The 22533-nt window shown below is 63.5% G+C and carries 21 protein-coding genes; 13 read left to right on the forward strand and 8 right to left on the reverse strand.

Annotation, left to right across the window (positions count from 1 at the left end):
* Nucleotides 1-51: 51 nt before the first annotated feature.
* From thrS to OIN59_RS12585, 3 genes are all read right to left on the reverse strand, one after another.
* Nucleotides 52-1971 (reverse strand): threonine--tRNA ligase, encoded by a 1920-nt coding sequence (gene thrS, locus OIN59_RS12575; RefSeq protein ID WP_274110758.1) that lies wholly within the window; start codon nt 1969-1971, stop codon nt 52-54.
* A 318-nt stretch (nt 1972-2289) separates the two neighbouring features.
* Nucleotides 2290-3621: an isocitrate lyase gene (gene aceA / locus OIN59_RS12580; RefSeq protein ID WP_274110759.1), complete on the reverse strand. Its 1332-nt coding sequence runs from the start codon at nt 3619-3621 to the stop codon at nt 2290-2292.
* Nucleotides 3622-3873: 252 nt separating this feature from the next.
* On the reverse strand, nt 3874-4296 hold the full coding sequence (locus tag OIN59_RS12585; protein ID WP_274110760.1) for a gamma-glutamylcyclotransferase family protein: 423 nt from the start codon (nt 4294-4296) through the stop codon (nt 3874-3876).
* A 41-nt stretch (nt 4297-4337) separates the two neighbouring features.
* On the opposite strand from OIN59_RS12585, the gene OIN59_RS12590 reads away from it, so the two are divergent.
* The gene (locus OIN59_RS12590) at nt 4338-5303 is read left to right on the forward strand and encodes a DMT family transporter (RefSeq protein ID WP_274110761.1); all 966 of its coding nucleotides are present in this window, start codon (nt 4338-4340) and stop codon (nt 5301-5303) included.
* Between the two features lie 50 nt (nt 5304-5353).
* Here the strand turns inward: OIN59_RS12590 and rraA are convergent, their stop codons facing one another.
* Nucleotides 5354-5875 (reverse strand): ribonuclease E activity regulator RraA, encoded by a 522-nt coding sequence (gene rraA, locus OIN59_RS12595; RefSeq protein ID WP_274110762.1) that lies wholly within the window; start codon nt 5873-5875, stop codon nt 5354-5356.
* A 437-nt stretch (nt 5876-6312) separates the two neighbouring features.
* Between rraA and OIN59_RS12600 the strand changes: the two genes are divergently transcribed.
* The 9 genes from OIN59_RS12600 to hemP all read left to right on the forward strand — a co-directional run bounded on the left by OIN59_RS12600 (nt 6313) and on the right by hemP (nt 14002).
* Nucleotides 6313-6633, forward strand: coding sequence for an SWIB/MDM2 domain-containing protein (locus OIN59_RS12600; protein ID WP_015014555.1), 321 nt, complete (start codon nt 6313-6315; stop codon nt 6631-6633).
* 271 nt (nt 6634-6904) lie between these two features.
* On the forward strand, nt 6905-9124 hold the full coding sequence (locus OIN59_RS12605) for a TonB-dependent receptor (RefSeq protein WP_274111176.1): 2220 nt from the start codon (nt 6905-6907) through the stop codon (nt 9122-9124).
* 43 nt (nt 9125-9167) lie between these two features.
* Nucleotides 9168-9857, forward strand: a complete 690-nt coding sequence (locus OIN59_RS12610; RefSeq protein ID WP_274110765.1) for a Fe2+-dependent dioxygenase — start codon at nt 9168-9170, stop codon at nt 9855-9857.
* A 121-nt stretch (nt 9858-9978) separates the two neighbouring features.
* Entirely contained in the window at nt 9979-11121 is a 1143-nt protein-coding gene (locus OIN59_RS12615; RefSeq protein WP_274110767.1) for an alpha-hydroxy acid oxidase, read from the forward strand.
* 136 nt (nt 11122-11257) lie between these two features.
* Nucleotides 11258-11530 carry a (2Fe-2S)-binding protein gene (locus tag OIN59_RS12620; RefSeq protein ID WP_274110769.1) on the forward strand — a complete coding sequence of 91 codons (273 nt, stop codon included), beginning with the start codon at nt 11258-11260 and terminating at the stop codon, nt 11528-11530.
* A gap of 104 nt (nt 11531-11634) precedes the next feature.
* Nucleotides 11635-12324 carry an energy transducer TonB gene (locus OIN59_RS12625; RefSeq protein ID WP_056063828.1) on the forward strand — a complete coding sequence of 230 codons (690 nt, stop codon included), beginning with the start codon at nt 11635-11637 and terminating at the stop codon, nt 12322-12324.
* A gap of 25 nt (nt 12325-12349) precedes the next feature.
* Entirely contained in the window at nt 12350-13066 is a 717-nt protein-coding gene (locus tag OIN59_RS12630; protein WP_274110772.1) for a MotA/TolQ/ExbB proton channel family protein, read from the forward strand.
* Between the two features lie 3 nt (nt 13067-13069).
* Complete coding sequence (locus OIN59_RS12635) at nt 13070-13483, forward strand: ExbD/TolR family protein (RefSeq protein WP_274110774.1); 414 nt, start codon at nt 13070-13072, stop codon at nt 13481-13483.
* Nucleotides 13484-13777: 294 nt separating this feature from the next.
* Nucleotides 13778-14002, forward strand: a complete 225-nt coding sequence (hemP, locus tag OIN59_RS12640) for a hemin uptake protein HemP (RefSeq protein WP_274110776.1) — start codon at nt 13778-13780, stop codon at nt 14000-14002.
* A 252-nt stretch (nt 14003-14254) separates the two neighbouring features.
* Here the strand turns inward: hemP and OIN59_RS12645 are convergent, their stop codons facing one another.
* Nucleotides 14255-14662, reverse strand: coding sequence for a GlcG/HbpS family heme-binding protein (locus OIN59_RS12645; protein ID WP_015014564.1), 408 nt, complete (start codon nt 14660-14662; stop codon nt 14255-14257).
* 222 nt (nt 14663-14884) lie between these two features.
* On the opposite strand from OIN59_RS12645, the gene OIN59_RS12650 reads away from it, so the two are divergent.
* A complete protein-coding gene (locus OIN59_RS12650) occupies nt 14885-15580 on the forward strand; it encodes a Bax inhibitor-1/YccA family protein (RefSeq protein ID WP_274110779.1) in 696 nt (231 codons plus the stop codon).
* A gap of 111 nt (nt 15581-15691) precedes the next feature.
* Nucleotides 15692-16066, forward strand: a complete 375-nt coding sequence (locus OIN59_RS12655) for a hypothetical protein (RefSeq protein WP_274110781.1) — start codon at nt 15692-15694, stop codon at nt 16064-16066.
* 80 nt (nt 16067-16146) lie between these two features.
* Here the strand turns inward: OIN59_RS12655 and rlmD are convergent, their stop codons facing one another.
* The 3 genes from rlmD to OIN59_RS12670 all read right to left on the reverse strand — a co-directional run bounded on the left by rlmD (nt 16147) and on the right by OIN59_RS12670 (nt 18550).
* A complete protein-coding gene (rlmD, locus tag OIN59_RS12660; RefSeq protein ID WP_274110783.1) occupies nt 16147-17610 on the reverse strand; it encodes a 23S rRNA (uracil(1939)-C(5))-methyltransferase RlmD in 1464 nt (487 codons plus the stop codon).
* Nucleotides 17611-17668: 58 nt separating this feature from the next.
* Nucleotides 17669-17965, reverse strand: a complete 297-nt coding sequence (locus OIN59_RS12665) for a hypothetical protein (protein ID WP_274110785.1) — start codon at nt 17963-17965, stop codon at nt 17669-17671.
* 111 nt (nt 17966-18076) lie between these two features.
* Nucleotides 18077-18550, reverse strand: coding sequence for an Lrp/AsnC ligand binding domain-containing protein (locus OIN59_RS12670; RefSeq protein WP_274110787.1), 474 nt, complete (start codon nt 18548-18550; stop codon nt 18077-18079).
* Nucleotides 18551-18688: 138 nt separating this feature from the next.
* Here OIN59_RS12670 and putA point away from each other — a divergent pair, with 138 nt between their 5' ends.
* Nucleotides 18689-22435, forward strand: coding sequence for a trifunctional transcriptional regulator/proline dehydrogenase/L-glutamate gamma-semialdehyde dehydrogenase (putA, locus tag OIN59_RS12675; RefSeq protein ID WP_274110789.1), 3747 nt, complete (start codon nt 18689-18691; stop codon nt 22433-22435).
* Nucleotides 22436-22533: the final 98 nt, after the last annotated feature.

Genomic DNA, 22533 nt, shown 5'->3' on the forward strand with positions numbered 1-22533 from the left:
TAGCTACTTCCGCACAGTCCGCGAGCGGCAAAGCAGTTTTTGTGTTCAAAATCAGGCTTTGGTGGCGATGTCACTAGCGATCAACTCAATGAACGCATCCACAGACATCACACCGAGGTCACGATTACCCCGGGCTCGCACTGCGACGGCTCCTGCCGCCTTTTCCTTGTCGCCTGCGACGAGGATGTAGGGCAGCTTTTGCATCGAATGCTCCCGTATTTTATACGTAATCTTCTCGTTGCGCAGATCCAGGACCACCCTAAGGCCTTGATTGGGCAGCGCTTTTTGCAGTTTTGCTGCGATTTCACGACAGTAATCGGACTGCGCATCCGTGATGTTGAGCACCGAAACCTGCACAGGAGCAAGCCATGTGGGCAAGGCGCCTGCGTGCTGCTCGATCAGAATCCCGATGAAGCGCTCCAGACTGCCCACGATGGCGCGATGCAGCATGATGGGCCGATGGCGGGCGCCATCTTCGCCCACAAACTCCGCATCCAAACGCTCCGGCATGTTCGGATCCACCTGGATCGTGCCGCACTGCCAGGGGCGCCCCAACGCATCCTTGAGCGTGTACTCAATCTTAGGCCCGTAAAAGGCGCCCTCTCCGGGCAGGTACTCGAACTCACAACCGGACGCCTTCAACCCCTCGGCCAACGCGCTCTCGGCACGGTCCCAGCTTTCCTCGCTACCGATGCGCTTCTCAGGTCGTGTGGACAGCTTGTAGATGATGTCCGTGAACCCGAAGTCCTTGTAGACCTTTTGCAGCAACGTAGTGAACGCCACCACTTCGGACTGAATCTGGTCTTCGGTGCAAAAGATATGGCCGTCGTCCTGTGTAAAGGCACGCACACGCATGATGCCGTGCAGGCCACCGGTCGGCTCATTGCGATGGCATTGGCCGAACTCGCCAAAACGCAGAGGCAGGTCGCGGTAGCTCTTGATACCCTGCTTGAAGATGATGATGTGCCCGGGGCAGTTCATCGGCTTGAGCGCGTAGTCGCGCTTTTCCGATTCCGTCACAAACATGTTCTCGCGGTACTTGTCCCAGTGGCCGGTCTTCTCCCAAAGCCCCTGATCCAGGATCTGCGGCCCCTTGACCTCCTGGTAACCGTTGTCGCGGTACACGCGGCGCATGTACTGCTCCACCTCTTGCCAGACCGTCCAGCCCTTGGGGTGCCAGAAGACCGTGCCAGGCGAGTGCTCGTCGATGTGGAACAGGTCCAGCTCGCGCCCCAGCTTGCGGTGGTCGCGCTTCTCGGCCTCTTCCAGCATTGTCAAATACTGCTGCAATTCATCTTTGGTGGCCCAGGCCGTGCCATAGACCCGCTGCAGCATCTCGTTGCGATGATCTCCACGCCAGTAGGCGCCAGCCACCTTCATGAGCTTGAAGAACTTGAGCTTACCGGTGCTGGGCACGTGGGGGCCGCGACACAGGTCTTCGAAACTGCCTTCGCGGTACAGGCTCACATCTTCGTTGCTGGGGATGCTGGCAATGATTTCTGCCTTGTAGTGCTCACCCAGGCCCTTGAAGTACGCCACCGCCTCATCACGCGGCAGCACGCGACGCACCACAGGCTCATCCTTGGCCGCCAATTCGGCCATGCGTTTTTCGATGGCAACAAGATCTTCGGGCGTGAAGGGGCGCTTGTAGGCAAAGTCGTAATAAAAGCCGTTTTCGATCACCGGACCGATGGTGACCTGCGCATCAGGAAACAGCTCCTTGACCGCGTAGGCCAGCAAGTGCGCGGTGGAGTGACGGATCACCTCCAACCCATCTGCATCCTTGGCCGTAATGATGGACAGCGGACTGTCAGCCGCAATCTGGTAACTGGTGTCCACCACCTTGTCGCCAATCTTGCCCGCCAATGCGGCCTTGGCCAGACCCGAACCGATGGAGGCGGCCACTTCGGCCACCGTGACGGGGCCTGGAAACTCGCGCTGCGAACCGTCGGGAAGCGTGATGTGAATCATGGGAGTAACTCTTTCTTTTCAATCAATGCAATGGGTGCGGGCACGCGCCAGGCCCAGAAAACAAAAAAGCGCGGAACAGGTCCGCGCTTTTTGGAGGTGTGTGCAATCTCGTGCAGGCGCGAACAGCCAGCCTCAACGGCCGGTCAACATCTCCGATGTAGTTCGCGGTGTCATAACCAGATTGCCTTTCTCGCTCTTGTGCAGTGAATTTCCGTAGATTTTAACCCCAGCACCCAGAAAAAAAGCCCGAAGCATCCGCTTCGGGCTTTGATCGAGTGCATTTCACGCCACAACAAAGTGGCACAGAACGCCCTCAGATCAGTGGAACTGCTCTTCTTCGGTCGAACCCGTCAGGGCCTTGACGGAGGACGAGCCGCCCTGGATCACCGTGGTCACGTCGTCGAAGTAGCCTGCGCCCACTTCCTGCTGGTGCGACACGAAGGTGTAGCCCTTTTCGCGTGCTGCGAATTCAGGTTCCTGCACCATTTCGGTGTAGTGCTTCATGCCTTCGCCCTGGGCATATGCATGGGCGAACTGGAACGTGTTGAACCAGTTGATGTGGATGCCGGCCAGCGTGATGAACTGGTACTTGTAGCCCAGTGCCGACAGATCGTCCTGGAACGAAGCGATCTGCTTGTCGTTGAGGTTCTTCTTCCAGTTGAACGACGGCGAGCAGTTGTACGACAGCAGCTTGCCGGGGCATGCAGCGTGCACGGCCTGAGCGAATTCACGGGCGAAGCCGATGTCTGGCACGCCGGTTTCGCACCACACCAGATCGGCGTAGGGAGCGTAGGCCACGCCACGGCTAATGGCTTGCTCCAGACCGTTCTTCACACGGTAGAAGCCTTCTTGCGTGCGCTCGCCGGTCAGGAAAGGCTTGTCGTTGGCGTCGTGGTCAGACGTGATCAGGTTGGCGGCTTCAGCGTCGGTGCGGGCCAGAACGATGGTGGACACGCCCATCACGTCAGCGGCGAAACGCGCGGAGATCAGCTTTTCGCAGGCTTCTTGCGTAGGCACCAGCACCTTGCCACCCATGTGGCCACACTTCTTCACGGCGGCCAGTTGGTCTTCGAAGTGCACGCCAGCAGCGCCCGACTGGATCATGTTCTTCATGAGTTCGAAGGCGTTCAGCACGCCGCCGAAACCGGCTTCTGCGTCAGCCACGATGGGCAGGAAGTAGTCGATGAATTCCTTGTCGCCAGGGTTGATGCCACGGCCCCACTGGATTTCGTCGGCGCGCTTGAAGGTGTTGTTGATACGGCGAACCATGGTGGGCACCGAGTCATACGCGTACAGCGACTGGTCGGGGTACATGGTTTCGGACGTGTTGCCGTCAGCGGCGACTTGCCAGCCCGACAGGTACACGGCTTCGAGGCCAGCCTTGGCTTGCTGCATGGCCTGACCAGCAGAGATGGCACCGAAAGCGTTGACGTAGCCCTTCTTGGCGCCGCCGTTGATCTTGTCCCACAGTTTTTCAGCACCACGCTTGGCCAGCGTGTGCTCGATGGGCAGCGAACCACGCAGACGCACCACGTCGGCAGCCGAGTAACCGCGCTTCACACCCTTCCAGCGGGGGTTGGTCGCCCAGTCTTTTTCCAGGGCGGCAATTTGCTGTTCGCGGCTCAGTTGTTCGTTGAGGGATTGGGGCATGAGATCACTCCAGGGGTTGGTTGAAAACGCCGGGCTGCTGTGTGCCGCCCTTGAAGACAACTTTAAGTCTTCTATAAGACTTGCGCAAGCTCTTATGTCTTATAGAAGAGATAAATTTTCTTGTTTCAAAACAACCACTTAACCACGGGATTTCTCAATACAGAAATTGATTTCTCATATCGAGAAAAATTGCGGCAATGCAGCATCTATCGCATTCCACATCAAGAAAACAAACTTTCGCATAGTGAAATTCTAAGAAGCTGCAGCGCCCACCACGCGGAGCCAGTCACCATGCTCAATCCGGCGCGCGCTCGCCGTGTAGCGGGGATGGATCTCGTACACCAGACAAGGCAACGGCTGCCCTTGTACCAGCACCACGATTTCGCGCTTGAGGTATTCATCCGTCGGGCTGTCTCCGCCCAGCCCTTCGATGGCATCCAGAACCACCTCCAACGCAGGCTCGATGGCGTACACCTCGCCATGCACCAGTTGATCACCACCCAGCGTCATGCCTGGGTAGCGCCCCAAGTGAAACAACACACCAGGCACTTGCGCAAACCCCACCCAGCGTGCAGCGGGTTGCAAGCGGGTGATGTCGTTGGACCCACCCCGGCGCAAGGTGCCGTACACAAACACATGGCGCGGGGCGCCAGCAAGCAAAGAAGGCTCGGGCATGATGCGCAGTCTTTTTTTTGGTTGAACAGCGTCCCAGTCTAGTGAATACAAACCCTCCCAACCGCACCTTCGCCTATTTGTGCCTGGCCCTCAGCATGGCGCTGGTGGGCAGCTATGTCGCGCTGTCCAAGCCGCTGGCGGCCGTGTTGCCCGTGTTACTGCTGGCCTGGATGCGCTTTGGCATTGGGGGTATCGCCATGCTGCGCTGGCTCAAAAAGCCCGACAACGAGCCGCCACTGACACCGCAGACCAAACGGCTGCTGTTCCTGGAGTCTTTTCTGGGCAACTTTCTGTTCACCATCTGCATGATCTATGGCGTGAGCCTTACCAATGCGGTTTCAGCGGGAGTGACCATGGCGGCCATTCCTGCGGCCGTAGCGTTGATGGGCTGGGCATTTTTGGGTGAACGGGTGGCCCCTCGCACCTGGATGGCAGTGCTCTGTGCGGTGGTGGGCATTGCGCTGTTCTCACTATCAAAACCAGAGCACGCAGCGCATATGGAACCTGCGCTTGAAGCCAAAAACACTGCAAACCACGCCTGGTGGGGCCAAATGCTGCTGCTGGGGGCGGTGATCTGCGAGGCCGCCTATACCGTGATCGGCAAGAAGTTGACCGGCAGCCTGGGGCCCAAGCGCATCACCTCGCTCATCAACCTGTGGGGCTTTGTGCTGACGACACCGTTCGGCCTGTACCTGGCGCTGGACTTCCCGTTTGCCTCGGTGGGCTGGGGCACCTGGGTGTTGCTGCTGTTTTATGCGCTGGCCGCCTGCATGTGGACAGTGTGGCTGTGGATGACCGGGCTCAAGGCCGTGCCCGCAGCGCAAGGCGGTGTCTTCTCGGTCATGCTGCCAGTCAGCGCTGCGCTGGTGGGCGTGCTGTTTTTGGGCGAGGCGTTGACGGGCATGCAACTGGTCGCGTTTGCCATCGCCCTGGCCAGTGTGTTGCTGGCCACCCTGCCCTCGCGCGCAGCGCTGCGCGTGGGGCAGCGGAACAGCCGCGCCGATTGATCTACGCGCTCCTCGGCGGGGGGGCTGCAAACGCTGAGAGCTGGCCGGGCTCAGCCGTGCAACGCCAGCGCACTGACCACGATGCCGTCGGCATCGGCATACAACCAGTCGCCGGGGCGCACCGGCACGCCCTGGATCGACACAGCCACGTCACGCTGGCCTTCGCCACGCCGCTCGGTGGGCAGAGGCATCAGCGCCAGCGCGCGGATGCCGACCGCAGCAACATTCAGCTCGGCCACATCGCGCACACAGCCGTCCACCACGATGCCGGCCCAGCCATTGCGGGCGGCGGCTGCCGCCAGGTTGCCGCCCACCAGGGCCCGGCGCAGCGACCCACCGCCATCCACCACCAGCACCCGACCCTCGCCCGCAGACTCGACAGCCGCCTTGACCTGGGTGTTGTCCTCGTGGCACTTGACGGTGGTGACGGGGCCCGCAAACGAGGCCACCGCCCCAAAGCTCTGAAACACAGGGGGCAGTACGCGGAACGCACCGCTGGTGTCACCCTTGTGGACGTCACAAAAGTCGCAGGTGGCAAAGGGTGGGAGGGGGAGAGACGAAGCTGTGGCCATACCAAGATCCTTTCATTCAACCAGATGGTTTCAATAGTCCAACCCGCCACAACGGCAGGGGCAAGCACAGGCCAGACACTAAACGACACAACCACACCCGAGCGCCAACTACCGGGCGAGCTGCGTTCGTTGTGCGGCAAATCTGTCTTGAAGGATTGTCATGCAGCGACGGCCTACCCCCACCGCGACGCTATCGCAGCTTCAAGAACGTGCACCACAGCATTGCGCTTGAAACCCGCCCTCTACGGCGTCTTTGTCAAGCCGGGCGCGCCTTGGCGACCTATTGCTGCACGCTGCGCGGCGCCACCGCTACAAATCGAGGCAAAAAAAGCCGTTTCTCCCTTGGAAACGCGTTTTTTTCCCATTAGCATCAGCCTGCCAGTGGGAAAGCGTCGTTTTCGCTGGTAAAAATTTATTCCCAACAAGGACAACCCAACATGGCAACTGCAAAAAAAGCTCCGGCAACCACAGCCCCAGCAGCCAAGAAGGCCGCTGCACCCGCCAAGAAGCGGACCCCCAACGCCGCTTTCATGAAGGCGCTCACGCCCAGCCCCGCGCTGGCCGCTGTGGTGGGCTCGGCACCTCTGCCGCGCACGGAGATCATCAGCAAGCTGTGGGTCTACATTAAGGCCAACAACCTGCAGGACGCCACCAACAAGCGCAACATCAACGCCGATGCCAAGCTGAAAGAGCTGTTCGGCAAGCCCCAGGTCTCGATGTTTGAACTGGCTGGCCTGATCGGCAAGCACGTCAAGTAAGACAAGACGCTCTGCGACTCGCATCGCTCTCTGTAAAAAAACCGGCTCTGCCGGTTTTTTTACGCCTCCACTTCGTCGAAGTGTGGCGTGCCCGCATCAATGCAAATGAGAATGACCCGCATTTGATGTAACATAAAGCAGCACGACGACGCACAGCCATGTTGATCTAGCCACTGCCTCTCGCCTGCTCTTGGCGCCCCAGCGCGCCACCTGCACACCCCTATTGACGGAGGCCCTCTTGGCTAAATCTCGCGCCCAGCGCAGCAGCGACATGCTGCGTTCTTCTCCCGCATTCGTTGCTTCTTCTACCGCCCAGCCTCACCAGGCTGCGCAGTCCGACAAGGCCTTGCTGCCGCTGGGCGCGCTGATGCTGGCCGCCTCGATGGGCGCCATGGCGCAGACCGGCACATCCGAAACCACCCTGCCTACCGTGACGGTAAAGGAAGCCGCCGAAGTCCAGGGCAAGGACACCCTGCTCATCAAGAAGACCACCGTGGGCAAGGGCAAGCAAGACATCAAGGACATCCCCCAGTCCGTGACGGTGTTCACCGAAAAGCTGATGAACGACCGCAACCAGGACGACTTCCGCGAAGTGCTGCGCACCACGGCGGGCGTGACCTTCCAGTCTGGCGAAACGGGCGAAGAAGACGTGCGCCTGCGCGGCTTCTCGCTGGGCCTGGCGGGCGACATCTATGTGGACGGGATGAAGGACGCCCCGCTGATCGAGCGCGACACCTTCAACAACGACCGCATCGAAGTGCTCAAGGGCTCGGCCTCCATGCTGTTCGGCAAGGGATCGACCGGCGGCGTGGTCAACCAGGTCAACAAGTACCCGCTGCTGATCAACCAGCACGAAGCCGCCTACACGCTGGGCACCGGCAAGTACCACCGCGCCACCGGCGACTTCAACTGGGTAACGGGCGAAAACGCTGCCTTCCGCCTCAACGCCATGGTGCAGGAGTACGACAACTACGGCGCCAAGCAGGACAAGCGTGGCATTGCACCCACGTTCGCCTGGGGCATCGGCACGCGCGATGAGTTCTCCATCGGGCTGTACTACCTCGAATCCAAGGGGCGCCCGCTCTACAACCACCCCTGGCGTGTGGTGGACGGCAAGATCAACACCCCCCTGGAAGCTGGCAAATACTACGGCCTGGCCAGCGACCACAACGACACCACGTCGCAGTACGTGACGCTGGGCCATATCCACCGCTTTGACGACAGCGGCGAGTTGACCACGCGCCTGCGCTACGGCAAGTACGAGCGCGATCTGCTGGCCAGCACCATCGGCTTCCAGAACAGCGCCATCACGCTGGACCAGATCAACAGCAGCACCGTGCTGACCCGTGGCTCCAAGGGCCGTGTGGGCGAGAGCAATGTGCTGCAGGTGCAAAGCGACTACAACAACACCTACCACTGGGGTGGCAAGAAGCACGCGGTGTTGACCGGCGTGGACTACTACGACGACGACGCCAAGCGCAACCAGAACTACGCCAACACCACCACCCGCCCCACCACCACGGTGGGCACACCCAACGACGGCGCCTGGGTGGCCGACGGCCGCGCACCGGTGCAGTGGAACACGTTCACGTCGCGCAACCTGGGCCTGTACTTCCAGGACACGGTGTCGCTCACCGACACACTCAAGCTGGTCGGCGGCGTGCGCTACGACAACTTCCGCGCGTCGTACCACAACGCCACAGGCAGCCTGGGCAACTCCCGCTCCGACAGCCTGTTCAGCCCCCGCGTGGGCCTGATGTTCCAGCCTGACGAACTGACGTCGTACTACGTGTCGTATGGCACTTCTTACAACACCTCGGGCGACACCTACCAGTTTGGCAACCCCGGTGCCACCACGGCGCGCACGTCCAATACCCCGCCAGAGAAGAGCCGCAACATTGAAATCGGCGGCAAGTTCGAGTTGTTTGAGCGCCGCGCCCTGCTGGGTGTGGCCGCCTTCTACAGCCAGAAGTACAACGAGCGCAACACCGACCCCGACACCGCTGCCGCGCAGGAACTACTCTCGGGCAAGCGCCACGCCACCGGCATGGAGTTCAACCTGGCGGGCCGCCTGACACCGAAGTGGGAACTGTTCTTCAATCACACCTGGATCCCGTCGGCCAAGATCGACCAGAGCAACGTGGTGCTGGCCTCCAACGGAGGCGGCGCTCAGGTGCAGGGCGACCGCCCCGGCCTCACGCCCAAGCACAGCGGCAGCGTGTGGAGCACCTACGCCGTCACGTCCAAGCTGCGTGTGGGCGCTGGCCTGACGTACCGCGGCAAGCAAAACCCCGAGGGATCACGCGCCGTGTACGCCAGCGGCTTTGCGGTGATGGACGCCATGGCGGAGTACGCGTTTGACGACAAGACCTCGCTGAAGCTGAACGTGAGCAACCTGTTCGACCGCACGTATGCCGAAGGCCTGTACCGCGGCTTCTACACCCCCGGTGCTCCGCGCTCCGTGCAGCTGACGCTGAAGACCCGCTTCTGATCACGAGAGACCGCGCCTGGCCCACCGGCTTGCGATGACCACCATGTTCCTGCACATCCCAGACGTTCTGACCGCCGAAGAAATCACCTTCTTCCGGCAAGCCCTTGGGCCACAAGCCCCCTGGGTGGAGGGAGCGCGCAGTGCCGGTGGCCAGGCTGTACATCAGAAGAACAACCTGCAACTGGGCCAGAGCAGCGAGCTGTCTGCCCAGCTGCAGGCCATGGTAAAGACGGCGCTGAACCGCAACGCCCTCTTCTTTTCGGCGGCCCTGCCGCGCCGCATCTACAACCCGCTGTTCAACAAGTACGGTGATGGCGCCAATTTCTATGGAAACCATGTGGACAGCGCCGTCATGCACTCGCGGGCCGACAATTGCTGGGTGCGTAGCGACCTGTCGTGCACGCTGTTTCTCACACCACCCGACGACTACGACGGCGGTGAGCTGGTGATCACCGAGGCCCTGGGCGAGAAGCGCATCAAGCTGCCAGCGGGCGACATGATCCTGTACCCCAGCAGCACCGTGCACCAGGTCTCACCCGTCACACGCGGGCACCGCGTGAGCAGCTTTTTCTGGGTAGAGAGCATGGTGCGCGGCCTGGAGCAGCGCCAGTTGCTGTTCGACATGGACATGGCCCTGCTCAAGCTGCGCCAAGCCCACGGCGACACCGACCCATCGGCCATCGCGCTGTCGGGCACGTACCACAACCTGCTGCGCATGTGGGCCGACGTGTGATGCGCCACGGGCACCTTCACCGATGGCATGGGTCGGGGGCATGAGACACCCGGTCACAAAAACTCCTATTTTGATAGCACCCAGCGCATGAATTACAAGCGCTTGGTGCTATTTTTTTTATATGACTCACCTTCCTGCACGGCAAACGATCCCCCCGGACCTCGTCACCCTGGCCGACCACGAGCAGCACGCACGCCAGCAACTGGACGACAACGCCTGGGCGTACTTCAGCGGCGGCGCAGCCGACGAGATCAGTCTGCACAGCAACCGCAGCGCTTGGGATGCCCTGCCACTGTGGCCCCGCGTGCTGCGGCCGCTGGCGGGTGGGCACACCCGGGTGCCCCTGCTGGGCCGCACGCTGGCGCACCCCATCGTGCTGGCGCCCGTGGCCTTCCAGCGCATGGCGCACCCCGATGGCGAGCTGGCCATGGCCTATGCCGCAGCGGCGCTGGGCGCGGGCGTGGTGCTCAGCACCCAGGCCAGCGTGTCGCTGGAGAGCGTGGCCCAAGCCGTGCTGCCCGACCCCGGGCGCGGACCGCTGTGGTTTCAGCTGTACCTGCAGCCCGACCGGGGCTTCACCCAGGCGCTGGTGCAGCGCGCCGAAGCCGCCGGCTACGAGGCCCTGGTGCTCACGGTAGACGCCCCCACCAGCGGCGTGCGCGACCGCGAGCGGCGCACGGGCTTTCGGCTGCCGCCCGGCGTGGGCCCGGTCAACCTGGCGGGCTTGCAGGCACCAGCGCCCTGCGCACTGAGCCCCGGCCAGAGTGCCTTGTTTGATGGCCTGCTGCACCACGCGCCCACCTGGGACGACATCGCCTGGCTGCAGTCCATCACCCGGCTGCCGGTTCTGCTCAAGGGCGTGCTGCACCCCGCCGACGCGCGCCAGGCCGTGTCGCTGGGCGCTGCGGGCCTGATCGTGTCCAACCATGGCGGCCGCACGCTCGACACCGCCCCGGCCACCGCCAACGCACTGCCCCGCGTGGCACAGGCCGTAGCGGGCGCTGTGCCGGTGCTGGTGGACGGAGGCATCCGGCGCGGCACCGACGTGCTCAAGGCCATGGCGCTGGGCGCATCCGCCGTTCTGGTGGGCCGCCCCGCCGTGTGGGGCCTGGCCAATGCAGGAGCAGCGGGCGTGGCCCATGTGCTGCGCCTGCTGCGCGACGAGCTGGAGGTGGCCATGGCACTGACGGGCTGCGCCACACTGGCCGACGCGACACCAGCGCTGCTCGATGGCCACGACGGGCCCGCAGCGGGCACGGTCTGAGACCGAGGTATCGGCAACCCAACACGGGCACGTGCAGCCTTCCCCATGATGTAAGGAATGATTTATTGCAAATGCGATAGATTCGTATTTATAATCTCAATCATCCTTTCAACAGCCAGCCACACTGCCTGCCGCCATGATCGTCTGTGTTTGCCGCCGGATTTCGGACCGTGAGATTGCCCGCCATGCCCGTGCTGGCATGAGCTTCGATGAAATCCAGTTCGAGCTGGGCGTAGCCACCCAATGTGGATGCTGCGAAAGCTGCGCCCGTGACGTGGTGGCGCAGTGCAGTGTTTCGCACCCGGTAGCCGCCTTGCGCAATGACGCGGCGCCACAGGCGATCCAGCTTGCCAGCTCCATCCTGGAAAGCAAGTCATGGAACTCCTCTCTACCCTCGCTGGCAGCCTGATCCTGGTCGCAGGATCGGCTTGGTGGATCTTTCGCAAATAATCCGGGTTTACCCGGCACCGACCGCCCTATGCTTGGGGGCGGCGCTGCCTTTCCTTTCTTTTTATGTCTCACCCTGATCGTTTCGCCCCCCCTGGTGGCGTGAGCCGCAATGCCGTGATCGTCGGGTCCGTGGTAGCGCTGCACGTCGCTGGCATCTGGGCCCTGCAGTCCGGCCTGGTGCGCAAGGCGGCCGAAGTGATCGTGCCGGCCGAGCTGCTCAGCGAATTCATCGCGCCGCCCGCCCCGCCCAAGGTCACCCCGCCGCCACCGGCACCACCGCCCCCTCCCAAGCCAGCGCCCAAGGCCGCGCCGCGCCCGGCACCGATGCCCGTCGCCATTGCCGACCCCACGCCAGCGCCCAATGCCCCCACCGGCATCACCACGCCCCAGCCGCCCGCCCCGCCCATCGAGGCCCCTGTGGCGCCCCCGGCCCCCGCGCCTGCGCCACCGGCACCACCCGCACCACCCAAGATCGAGCTGCCGTCCAGCGACGCGGCCTATCTCAACAACCCCAAGCCCAGCTACCCCGCCATCAGCAAACGCATGGGCGAGCAAGGCAAGGTGGTGCTGCGGGTGCTCATCGGCACCGATGGCGTGCCGCAAAAGGTCGAGGTCAACAAGTCCAGCGGCTTTGACCGGCTGGACCGCCAGGCCCAGGACGCCGTGATGCGCTGGCGCTTTGTGCCCGGCAAACGCAACGGCGTGCCCGAGGCCATGTGGAACCTCGTCCCCGTCAACTTTGTTCTCGAATAAATCAATCACCGCTCAGGGAGTTTTCATGGAATCGCAATTCGGCATCGCCAACGTCTGGATCCAGGGTGACTTTGTCACCCGCGCCGTCGCCATCCTGCTGCTGGCCATGTCGCTGGCCTCGTGGATCGTCATCCTCGTCAAGGCACTGGACATCATCAAGTTCAAGAAACACGCCCGTGCCGCGCAGGACTTCTGGCACAGCGAAGACTTCGCCGCGGGCCTGACCAAGCTGGGCGCCGACCCGACCAACCCTTTCCGCCACCTGGCGATGGAGGGCCGCGAAGCCACCGCCCACCACCGCAACACCAAGGCCCACCTGCACGACAGCCTGGACGTGAGCGACTGGGTAACCCGCTGCCTGCGCAACTGCATCGACGAGTTCACCGCCCGCCTATCGTCGGGCCTGGCCATCCTGGCCTCGGTGGGCTCCACCGCTCCGTTCATCGGCCTGTTTGGCACCGTGTGGGGCATCTACCATGCGCTGCTGGCCATCGGCACCTCGGGCCAGTCCACCATCGACAAGGTGGCCGGCCCCATCGGCGAGGCGCTGATCATGACCGCCCTGGGCCTGGCCGTGGCCATCCCGGCGGTGCTGGGCTACAACGCGCTGGTGCGCGGCAACAAGTCCATCCTGAATGGCCTGAACAGCTTTGCCCATGACCTGCACGCCTACTTTGTGACCGGCGCCCGCGTGAACGCTGGCGAGCCCGGCAAGGTGCTGCCCATGAAGAAAGGCGGCTAAGCCATGGCCTTTGGAACCCAAGACGACACCGAAGATGTGATGAACGAGATCAACATGACGCCCCTGGTAGACGTCATGCTGGTGCTGCTCATCATCTTCATCATCACCGTGCCGGTGATGAAACATGCGGTGAATGTGGACCTGCCCCGCGCCACCAACCAGCCCGAGAACGTCAAGCCCGAGACCGTGCGCCTGTCGGTGTCGGCCGATGGCAAATTCTTCTGGAACGAGTCGCAGGTGTCGGAAGAAGAACTCTTCCCCCGCCTGCAGGCAGAGGCCACCAAGGAGCCCCAGCCGGACCTGCACATCCGTGGCGACAAGAACGTGCGCTACGAATTCGTGGCCCAGGCCATGGCCGCCGCGCAGCGCGCGGGGGTGCGCAAGATCGGTTTCGTAACAGACCCACAAGGCCAATAACGGGCTGTCACGACACTCACGGCCCCAGGGGCAGCACCAAGAGCTCTCCCAAAGCCCGCGCCGCGCCAGCCAGTACGCCCGCTACGCAATCTGCCATGCAGGGGCTGGCGAGGGGACCCCTCAGGCCACGCGCACTGGCCACCTCGCGCCCCGCCCCTGCGGCACGCCACACCAGCCCCTTGCCCTGCGCGCTGCGTCGGGACAAAGAACAAAAAGAAACACACCGTTCGCTTGACTTGTAATTGCGAATCGTTATCATTAACAAAACGCACTGCAATGACCCAGGAAACCTCCATGCAAGCCACCCTGACCTCCGCCCCGCTCTGCCGCCCCGCGCCTGCTCACCCCGTAGGCGCCTCGGCATCTGGTGAGGCGCCGTCGTCAGGCGCCCATTCCGCAACCGCCGCACTGGACAGCAGCATGCTCCTGCAAGGCCACAAGACCGTCGCCATCAGCCACAACGGCTCGGTGTACCGGCTGCAGGCCACCAAGCTGGGCAAGCTCATCCTGACCAAATAGTTTCATCGTGGGGCGACTCCCGGGCTTGCAACAAGCTCGCAAGGGTCGTTTTTGCCAGCCAACGGGTTTGCTCCCGCGTAGCCAGGCTTTTTTTGCCGCCCCCGACCCTGCCAACAAAAAAACCGGCCTACAGGCCGGTTTTTTCATGCTCCCAGAGGGTTTTGAAGCATTTTCAGCCCCATGTGCTAGTGGAACATGCGCTTGCAGCTATCAAAATAAGAGCAACTGCAGTCGCTGCCGGGAGCCCCCGAATCAGAGGCCCAGGGCCGCAATCCCCGCGCGGGCGATCTGCGCATCTTCGGTGGACTTCACGCCGCTCACGCCCACCGCACCCAGGCACTGGCCGTCCTTCATGATCGGCACGCCGCCTTCGAGCAGGCCGTCGATGGTGGGAGCACTCAGGAACGAGGTGCGGCCGCCGTTGATCACATCTTCGTAGACCTTGCTTTCGCGACGGCCCAGGGCTGCCGTGCGGGCCTTGGAGGGCGCGATGTGCGACGACACCGCCGCCGCGCCGTCCAGGCGCTGCAGCCACAGCAGGTGGCCGCCATCGTCCACGATGGCGATGGTCACGGCCCAGTTGTTCTTGAGGGCCTCGGCTTCGGCGGCAGCGGCAACGGCCTTGACGTCGGCCAGTTCGAGTTCGTGTTTGGTTTTCATGAAAGGATCCGAAAGTGGGAGAGGAAACCGGGCCGAACAGGCCGCCCCGGCACGCAAAGAGGACCGAGCATACCGGCATCCCCAACGCCGTTGCCCCCAGCCAGGGTGAAAGTATCCTTACCAAAAGTAGGTGACCGGGTACGGTCATTGCAAAGCAAAAAAGCGTCACCACCTAGAATTTGTGCTGTCTGCATCGTGCAGGCCAACAAGGAGAGACACAAGATGAATGACCAAGTCACCACCCTGGGCCACTCTGCGGGCTATGGCATCTCGCAGGAAGAGCGCCACAAGGTGCTTCGCAATACTTACTGGCTGCTGGCCCTGAGCATGATCCCCACTGTGCTGGGCGCCTGGATCGGCGTGACCACCGGCATCACCCGCTCGCTGACCGGCGGCCTGGGCCTGATCGTGTTCATGGGCGGCGCGTTCGGCTTCATGTTTGCCATCGAAAAGACCAAGCGCTCGGCCGCTGGTGTGCCGGTGCTGCTGGCCTTCACGTTCTTCATGGGCCTGATGCTGTCGCGCATGATCGGCATGGTGCTGGGCTTCAAGAACGGCACCGACCTCATCATGACGGCCTTTGCAGGCACAGCCGGGGTGTTCTTCGTGATGGCCAGCCTGGCCAGCGTCATCAAGCGCGACCTCTCGGGCATGGGCAAGTGGCTGATGGTGGGCGCGCTGGTGCTCATGGTCGGCGCCGTCATCAACGTGTTTGTGGGCTCCAGCGTGGGCATGATGGTGATCTCGGTGGTGGCCATCGGCATCTTCAGCGCCTACATGCTGTATGACTTGAAGCAAATCCTGGACGGCGGTGAAACCAACTACATCAGCGCCACCTTGGCCCTGTACCTGGACATCTTCAACGTGTTCCAGAGCCTGCTGGCCCTGCTGGGCATCATGGGCGGCGAGCGCGACTGACCTGCCAGTCCCTTGACTTCCATCAAAAGGCTCCCTCGGGAGCCTTTTTTGTGGGTCGCGCCCCAGGATCAAGCCTCAATAGCGCGGCCAGTGTGCCGATAATGCAAGTACATGTATCCACAAAGCCCCTCCACCGCATTGCGCCTGATGGTTCTGGCGGGCCTGTTGCTGCTTGCAGGCTGCGACAAGATCCCAGGACTCGGGCCTGACCCGCGCGTGGCACAACGCGACGCCGAGGCCAAGGCGGTTGGCGGCGCCTGCCGCCATGCACTGCGGGGGCTGGAAGACTGCTACTCCCTTAACCCCAAGGCCTCCAAGGCCTCGGTGTTTGCAGGCTGGAAGGACATGGACGCCTACATGCGCGAGAACAAGATCGAGGGCACGCCCTCGATGCTGGGCAAGGTGGAAAAGCCCGAACGCGGCGAACGCGCACCCGACATCGAGACCGAACCCCGCGACCCCGCCGCCAGCCGCAACCGCAGCTGATATTGCGCCGAGTGGGTACGGCCACGGGACGCGGAGGGCTGTGCCCTCCCCTTCCTGAAGCCTCTTTCTGGTAGCCGGACTCAGACCCGCTCGAACACCGCCATGCTCTCCACATGGGCCGTGTGCGGGAACATGTTGATCATGCCCGCCGCCGTGCACCGGTAGCCGGCCAGATGCACCAGCAGTCCGGCGTCGCGCGCCAGGGTGGCCGGGTTGCAGCTCACGTACACAATGCGCTTCGGGGGCGTCCAGCCTTCGGCCCCTGCAGGCAAGGGGCCCGCACCTTCGGCGCCAATGCGGGCCTGCTCGATGTCCGCCAGCGCCTTGGCCAGCGCAAACGCCCCTTCGCGGGGTGGGTCCACCAGCCACTTGTCGGCAGCGCCATCGGCCACCAGCATCTCAGGCGTCATCTCGAACAGGTTGCGCGCTACAAAATCAGTAGCTGCCAGCGCTTTATGGTCCGGCGCTTGAGCTTGATTTAATGCATAGTTCTCACGCGAGCGGGCCACCAGGGCCTCGCTGCCCTCAATGCCCAGCACCTCGCGCGCCTGCGTGGCCAGCGGCAACGTGAAGTTGCCCAGGCCGCAGAACCAGTCGATCACGCGTTCGTGCGGTTGCACATCCAGCAGGCGCAGCGCGCGGCTCACCAGTACGCGGTTGATGTGCGGGTTCACCTGAGTGAAGTCCGTGGGCTTGAAAGGCATGGTGATGCCAAAGTCCGGCAGCGCGTACGAGAGATGCTCGCCGCCCTCGTCCAGCAGCTTCACCGTGTCCGGGCCTTTGGGCTGCAGCCACCATTGCACGTTGTGCTCCGCCGCAAAGGCGCGCAGCTGGGCGATGTCACCGGCGCTCAGCGGGTCCAGGTGGCGCAGCACCAGCGCGGTCACGGTGTCGCCGCAAGCCAGCTCGATCTGCGGGCAGGTGTCGCGGGCATCCAGATTGGCGATCAGCGCGCGCAGCGGCATCAGCATGGCATCGACATGCGGCGGCAAGATCTTACAGGTCTGCATGTCGGCGATGTAGCGGCTCTTGCGCTCATGAAAGCCCACCAGCACCTGGCCCTTCTTGATCACGTGGCGCACCGCCAGGCGGGCACGGTAGCGGTAGCCCCATGCGGGCCCCTCGATGGGACGCAGCATGGTCTCGGCCTTGACCTTGCCCAGGTGCCAGAGGTTGTCCTCCAGCACCCGCTGCTTGACTGCCACCTGGGCGCCCACGTGCAAGTGCTGCATCTTGCAGCCGCCGCAGGCGCCTGCGTGCAGGCCAAAGTGGGGGCAATCCGGCCGCACACGCTGGGACGACTCGCGGTGGATCGCTACCAGACTGGCCTGCTCCCAGTTGTTCTTTTTGCGGTGGGTGTTAGCGGTGACCAGCTCGAATGGCAGGGCACCATCGATGAAGACCACCTTGCCGTCCGGCTTGCGGGCGACGCCTTGGGCGTCAAGGTCCATGGACTGCACGTGCAGCCAGCCTTCGGGCAGGTCGCTTTGGGAATTCTGCTCGGTGGGTTCAAACGAGGGGGATAGTTCTTTCGGTTCGCTCATCCCCCGATTGTCTCAGGCCATAGACTGCGCTTGTCCAGACCACGAAAACAATGCCGATTCAGCCCCGGTCTGCGCGCGGTGGGCGAACAGGGGCAGGCGCTGCCGCCATGGACAGCGGCAGCTTGTTGACAGACTGCTCGCACCCATAGTTGTCCAGGGAGAACACCAGTGTGGCACCCGGCGCCACGGACGGCAGGGTTTCGTGGATAGGCCGCGACATGTCCACGGGTGGCGCATATGAGCGGTACACAACGTCCTTGTCAGGGCCGTACACCACATAACAGGCAGCGTTGGCCGATTGGCAAAAAAATGCAGCCAGCAGGGCTGCGGAAGCAAAGGGAAAAGTGGCGGTCATGGCGAGGTTCCTCAAGCAGGCTGCACTGCAGGAATTATGCGGACTTCTCAGCTCCGAGCCAATCAATGCATGGCAATCGCGGCTAAATTCGCGCACGCCATCACAACTGCATCAGCGCAGATACAGGTGGTTGGTGTGCTTGACCTCCTCCATCACCGCGTAGGTGCGCGTCTCGCGCACGCCGGGCAGTTGCCACAGCACATTGCCCGCGAACACACGGTAGGCATTCATGTCAGCCGAGCGTGTTTTGAGCAGGTAGTCGAACCCGCCCGCCACCATGTGGCATTCCATGATCTCGGGGTGCACCTGCACGGCGGCCTTGAACTGGTCGAACACGTTGGGCGTGGTGCGGTCCAGCAGCACCTCCACAAACACCAGCATGCCCGCGCCCAGCTTGAGCGGGTTGAGCCGCGCCTCGTAGCCCAGGATGAAGCCATCGCGCGTGAGGCGCTGCACGCGCGCCAGCACCGCCGTGGGCGACAGGGCCACCGCCTCGGCCAGCTTGAGGTTGGCAATGCGACCGTCTTCCTGCAGGATTGACAGGATCTTGCGGTCAATTCGGTCCAGATCGGGTTCTATTTGCATTTCGATTAGCGATTTGTTCGGTGCGAACGCCAATTTTCGACCATTTATTCACCACCAACCCAAGGATCATCGCCAATAACGCGCCCCACCAACACTTTCCCCGTGTTGGGCCCCGCCAAACCCCTGAAAGACACCGCCATGACGCAGTCCTCCGCCCCGTTTTCAGACTTCGCCCCCCGCACGCCGCTGAACAACCCGCTGCGCGCAGCCATCACCGCCGCCACCCGCCGCCCAGAACCCGAGGCGCTGGCCCCGCTGCTGACCCAGGCCCGCCTGCCCGCCGATCAAGCGGCATCAGCCGAACAACTGGCCCTGCGCATTGCCAAGGCACTGCGCGAACGCAAGGCGAGCGCCGGGCGTGCGGGCATCGTGCAAGGGCTGCTGCAGGAGTTTTCGCTGTCGTCGCAAGAAGGCGTGGCACTGATGTGCCTGGCCGAGGCGCTGCTGCGCATCCCCGACAAGGCCACACGCGACGCGCTCATCCGCGACAAGATCAGCCACGGCCAGTGGGATGCCCACCTGGGCAAGAGCCCTTCGCTCTTCGTCAACGCCGCCACCTGGGGCCTGCTCATCACCGGCAAGCTGGTGGCCACGCACAGTGAAAACAGCCTGGGCAACTCGCTCAGCCGCCTGATCGGGAAGGGCGGCGAGCCCCTCATCCGCAAGGGCGTGGACATGGCCATGCGCATGATGGGCGAGCAGTTTGTGACCGGCGAAACCATTGACGAAGCCCTGCGCAACGCCCGCACCATGGAGGCCGAGGGCTTTCGCTATTCGTACGACATGCTGGGCGAGGCCGCACTGACCAGCGAAGACGCCAAGCACTACTACGCCTCATACGAGCAAGCCATCCACGCCATCGGCAAAGCCTCTGCCGGGCGCGGCATCTACGAAGGCCCGGGCATCTCCATCAAGCTCTCGGCCCTGCACCCGCGCTACAGCCGCGCGCAGTTTGGCCGCGTGATGGACGAGCTGTACCCGCTGGTGTTGCGCCTGACGGTGCTGGCCAAGCAATACGACATTGGTCTGAACATCGATGCCGAAGAAACCGACCGCCTGGAGCTGTCGCTGGACCTGCTGGAGCGCCTGTGCCACGAACCCACCCTGGCGGGTTGGAACGGCATTGGCTTTGTCATTCAGGCCTACCAAAAGCGCTGCCCCTTCGTCATCGACTATGTGGTTCAACTCGCCCGCAGCACCCAGCGCCGGCTGATGGTGCGCTTGGTGAAGGGCGCGTACTGGGACAGCGAAATCAAGCGCGCCCAGGTCGATGGGCTGGAGGACTACCCCGTCTACACGCGCAAGGTGCACACCGACATTTCGTACATCGCCTGCGCCAAGAAGCTGCTGGCCGCACCCGAAGCCGTATACCCCCAGTTCGCCACCCACAACGCCGAGACGGTGGCCACCATTTACCAACTGGCGGGCAGCAACTACTACGCGGGGCAATACGAGTTCCAGTGCCTGCACGGCATGGGCGAGCCGCTGTATGAGCAGGTGGTGGGCGCCATCGCTGCAGGCAAGCTGGGCCGCCCCTGCCGCATCTACGCCCCCGTGGGCACGCACGAAACCCTGCTGGCCTACCTGGTACGCCGCCTGCTGGAGAACGGTGCCAACACCTCGTTCGTGAACCGCATTGCCGACGAAACGATTGCACTGGATGAGCTGGTAAAGAGCCCCGTACAAGTGGTGGACCAGCAAGCTGCGGCAGAAGGCGCCGCTGGCCTGCCCCACCCCCGCATTGCCACGCCCCAGGGCCTGTATGGCGCCCACCGCACCAACTCGCGCGGGCTGGACCTGTCGAACGAAAACACGCTGACCGAACTGGCCACCGCCCTGCAAGCCACGGCAAGCCACGCCTGGACGGCAGCGCCCCTGCTGGCTACTGACTTGCCCGCAGGCACCACCCAGCTCGTGCGCAATCCTGCTGACCACAGCGATGTGGTGGGCCAGGTGCAAGAAGCCACCACCGCCGATGTGGAGCAGGCCCTGGCCCACGCCCAGGCCGCCACAGTCCCCTGGGCCGCCACGCCGCCCGCCGAGCGCGCCGCCGCCCTGCTGCGCACCGCCGACCTGCTGGAAGCGCGCATGCAGCCCCTGCTGGGTTTGCTGATGCGCGAAGCGGGCAAGAGCGCCAGCAACGCCGTGGCCGAAGTGCGCGAGGCGGTGGACTTCTTGCGCTACTACGCCGCTCAGGTGCAAACAACCTTCGACAACACCACCCACATCCCGCTGGGCCCGGTGGCCTGTATCAGCCCCTGGAACTTCCCGCTCGCCATCTTCATGGGGCAGGTCGCCGCCGCGCTGGCTGCAGGCAACCCCGTGCTGGCCAAGCCGGCAGAGCAAACCCCGCTGATCGCCGCCGAAGCCGTGCGCCTGTTGTGGCAAGCCGGTGTGCCCCGCGCCGCCGTGCAGCTGCTGCCCGGCCAGGGCGAGACCGTGGGTGCCCGCCTGATTGGCGATGCGCGCGTGATGAGCGTGATGTTCACCGGCTCCACCGAAGTCGCGCGCATCCTGCAGCGCACCGTGGCCGGGCGGCTCGATACGGCAGGTCGCCCCATCCCGCTGATCGCCGAAACCGGCGGGCAGAACGCGATGATCGTGGACTCGTCCGCCCTGGTCGAACAGGTGGTGGGCGATGCTGTGTCGTCGGCGTTTGACAGCGCAGGCCAGCGCTGCTCGGCCCTGCGCGTGCTGTGTGTGCAGGAAGAAGCCGCAGACCGCGTGGTCGAGATGCTGCAGGGCGCCATGGGCGAACTGCGCGTGGGCAACCCCGGAGCGCTGCGTGTGGACGTGGGCCCGGTGATCGATGCCGAAGCCCAAGCGGGTATCAGCCAACACATCGACACGTTCAAGGCCAAGGGCCACCGCGTGTTCCAGCACCCGCAGCACCTTGCGGCCACGACCAGCCAGGGCACCTTTGTGCCCCCCACGCTGATCGAGCTGAACCACATCGGCGAGTTGCAACGCGAAGTTTTCGGCCCCGTCTTGCACCTAGTACGTTACGCGCGCAACGACCTGGACCGCCTGCTCGACCAGATCAACGCCACCGGCTACGGACTGACGCAGGGCGTGCACACCCGCATCGACGAAACCATTGCCCGCGTGGTGAACCGGGCCCATGCTGGCAACGTGTACGTCAACCGCAACATGGTCGGCGCCGTGGTGGGCGTGCAGCCCTTTGGTGGCGAAGGCCTGTCGGGCACGGGCCCGAAGGCCGGTGGGCCGCTGTACCTGTTGCGCCTGCTGTCGCAGCGCCCAGCCGATGCGCTGGCCCGCACCTTTGCCGAGGCCGACCGCACCAGCCCCCCCGACACGGAGCGGCGCGAGCGCCAATTGGCGCCCCTGGCCACCTTGCAGCAATGGGCCCAGCAACAAGGCAATGCAGCCCTGGCCAACACCTGCCAACAGTTTGCCCAGCAAACCCAAAGCGGCACCGCCCGCACCCTGCCCGGCCCCACGGGCGAGCGCAACGTCTACACCCTGGCCCCCCGTGCCCGGGTGCTGTGCCTGGCGCGAAGTGTGGATGACCTGCTGGTACAGACTGCGGCCGTGCTCGCCAGCGGTGGCACCGCTCTGTGGCCCACCGCACAGGCCAGCCTGCGCACGCCATTGCCCACGCTGGTGCAGGCGCAGATCCAGCTGCAGGACAACACACTGAACGACGGCACGCTGGAGCTGGATGCCGTGCTGCACCACGGCGACGCCCCCTCGCTGCAGGCCGTGTGCACCGCCCTCGCCCGCCGCGCGGGGCCTATCGTGGGCGTGACGGCATTGCAGCCCGGTGCCACGGACATCCCGCTGGAGCGCCTGCTGATCGAGCGCGCGCTGAGCGTGAACACAGCCGCAGCTGGCGGCAACGCGAGCCTGATGACAATTGGATGAGGGCCCAGCATCGGGCCATCATCCAACTTGGAGAAATTTGAATAAAACTGGCTGCTAGCGCCTATCCATCAAGCGCTAGTAGCTATTAATTCAATAGC

The organism is Acidovorax benzenivorans (genome assembly GCF_028680575.1).
In the GTDB taxonomy this organism is placed as follows: Bacteria; Pseudomonadota; Gammaproteobacteria; order Burkholderiales; family Burkholderiaceae_C; genus Acidovorax; species Acidovorax benzenivorans.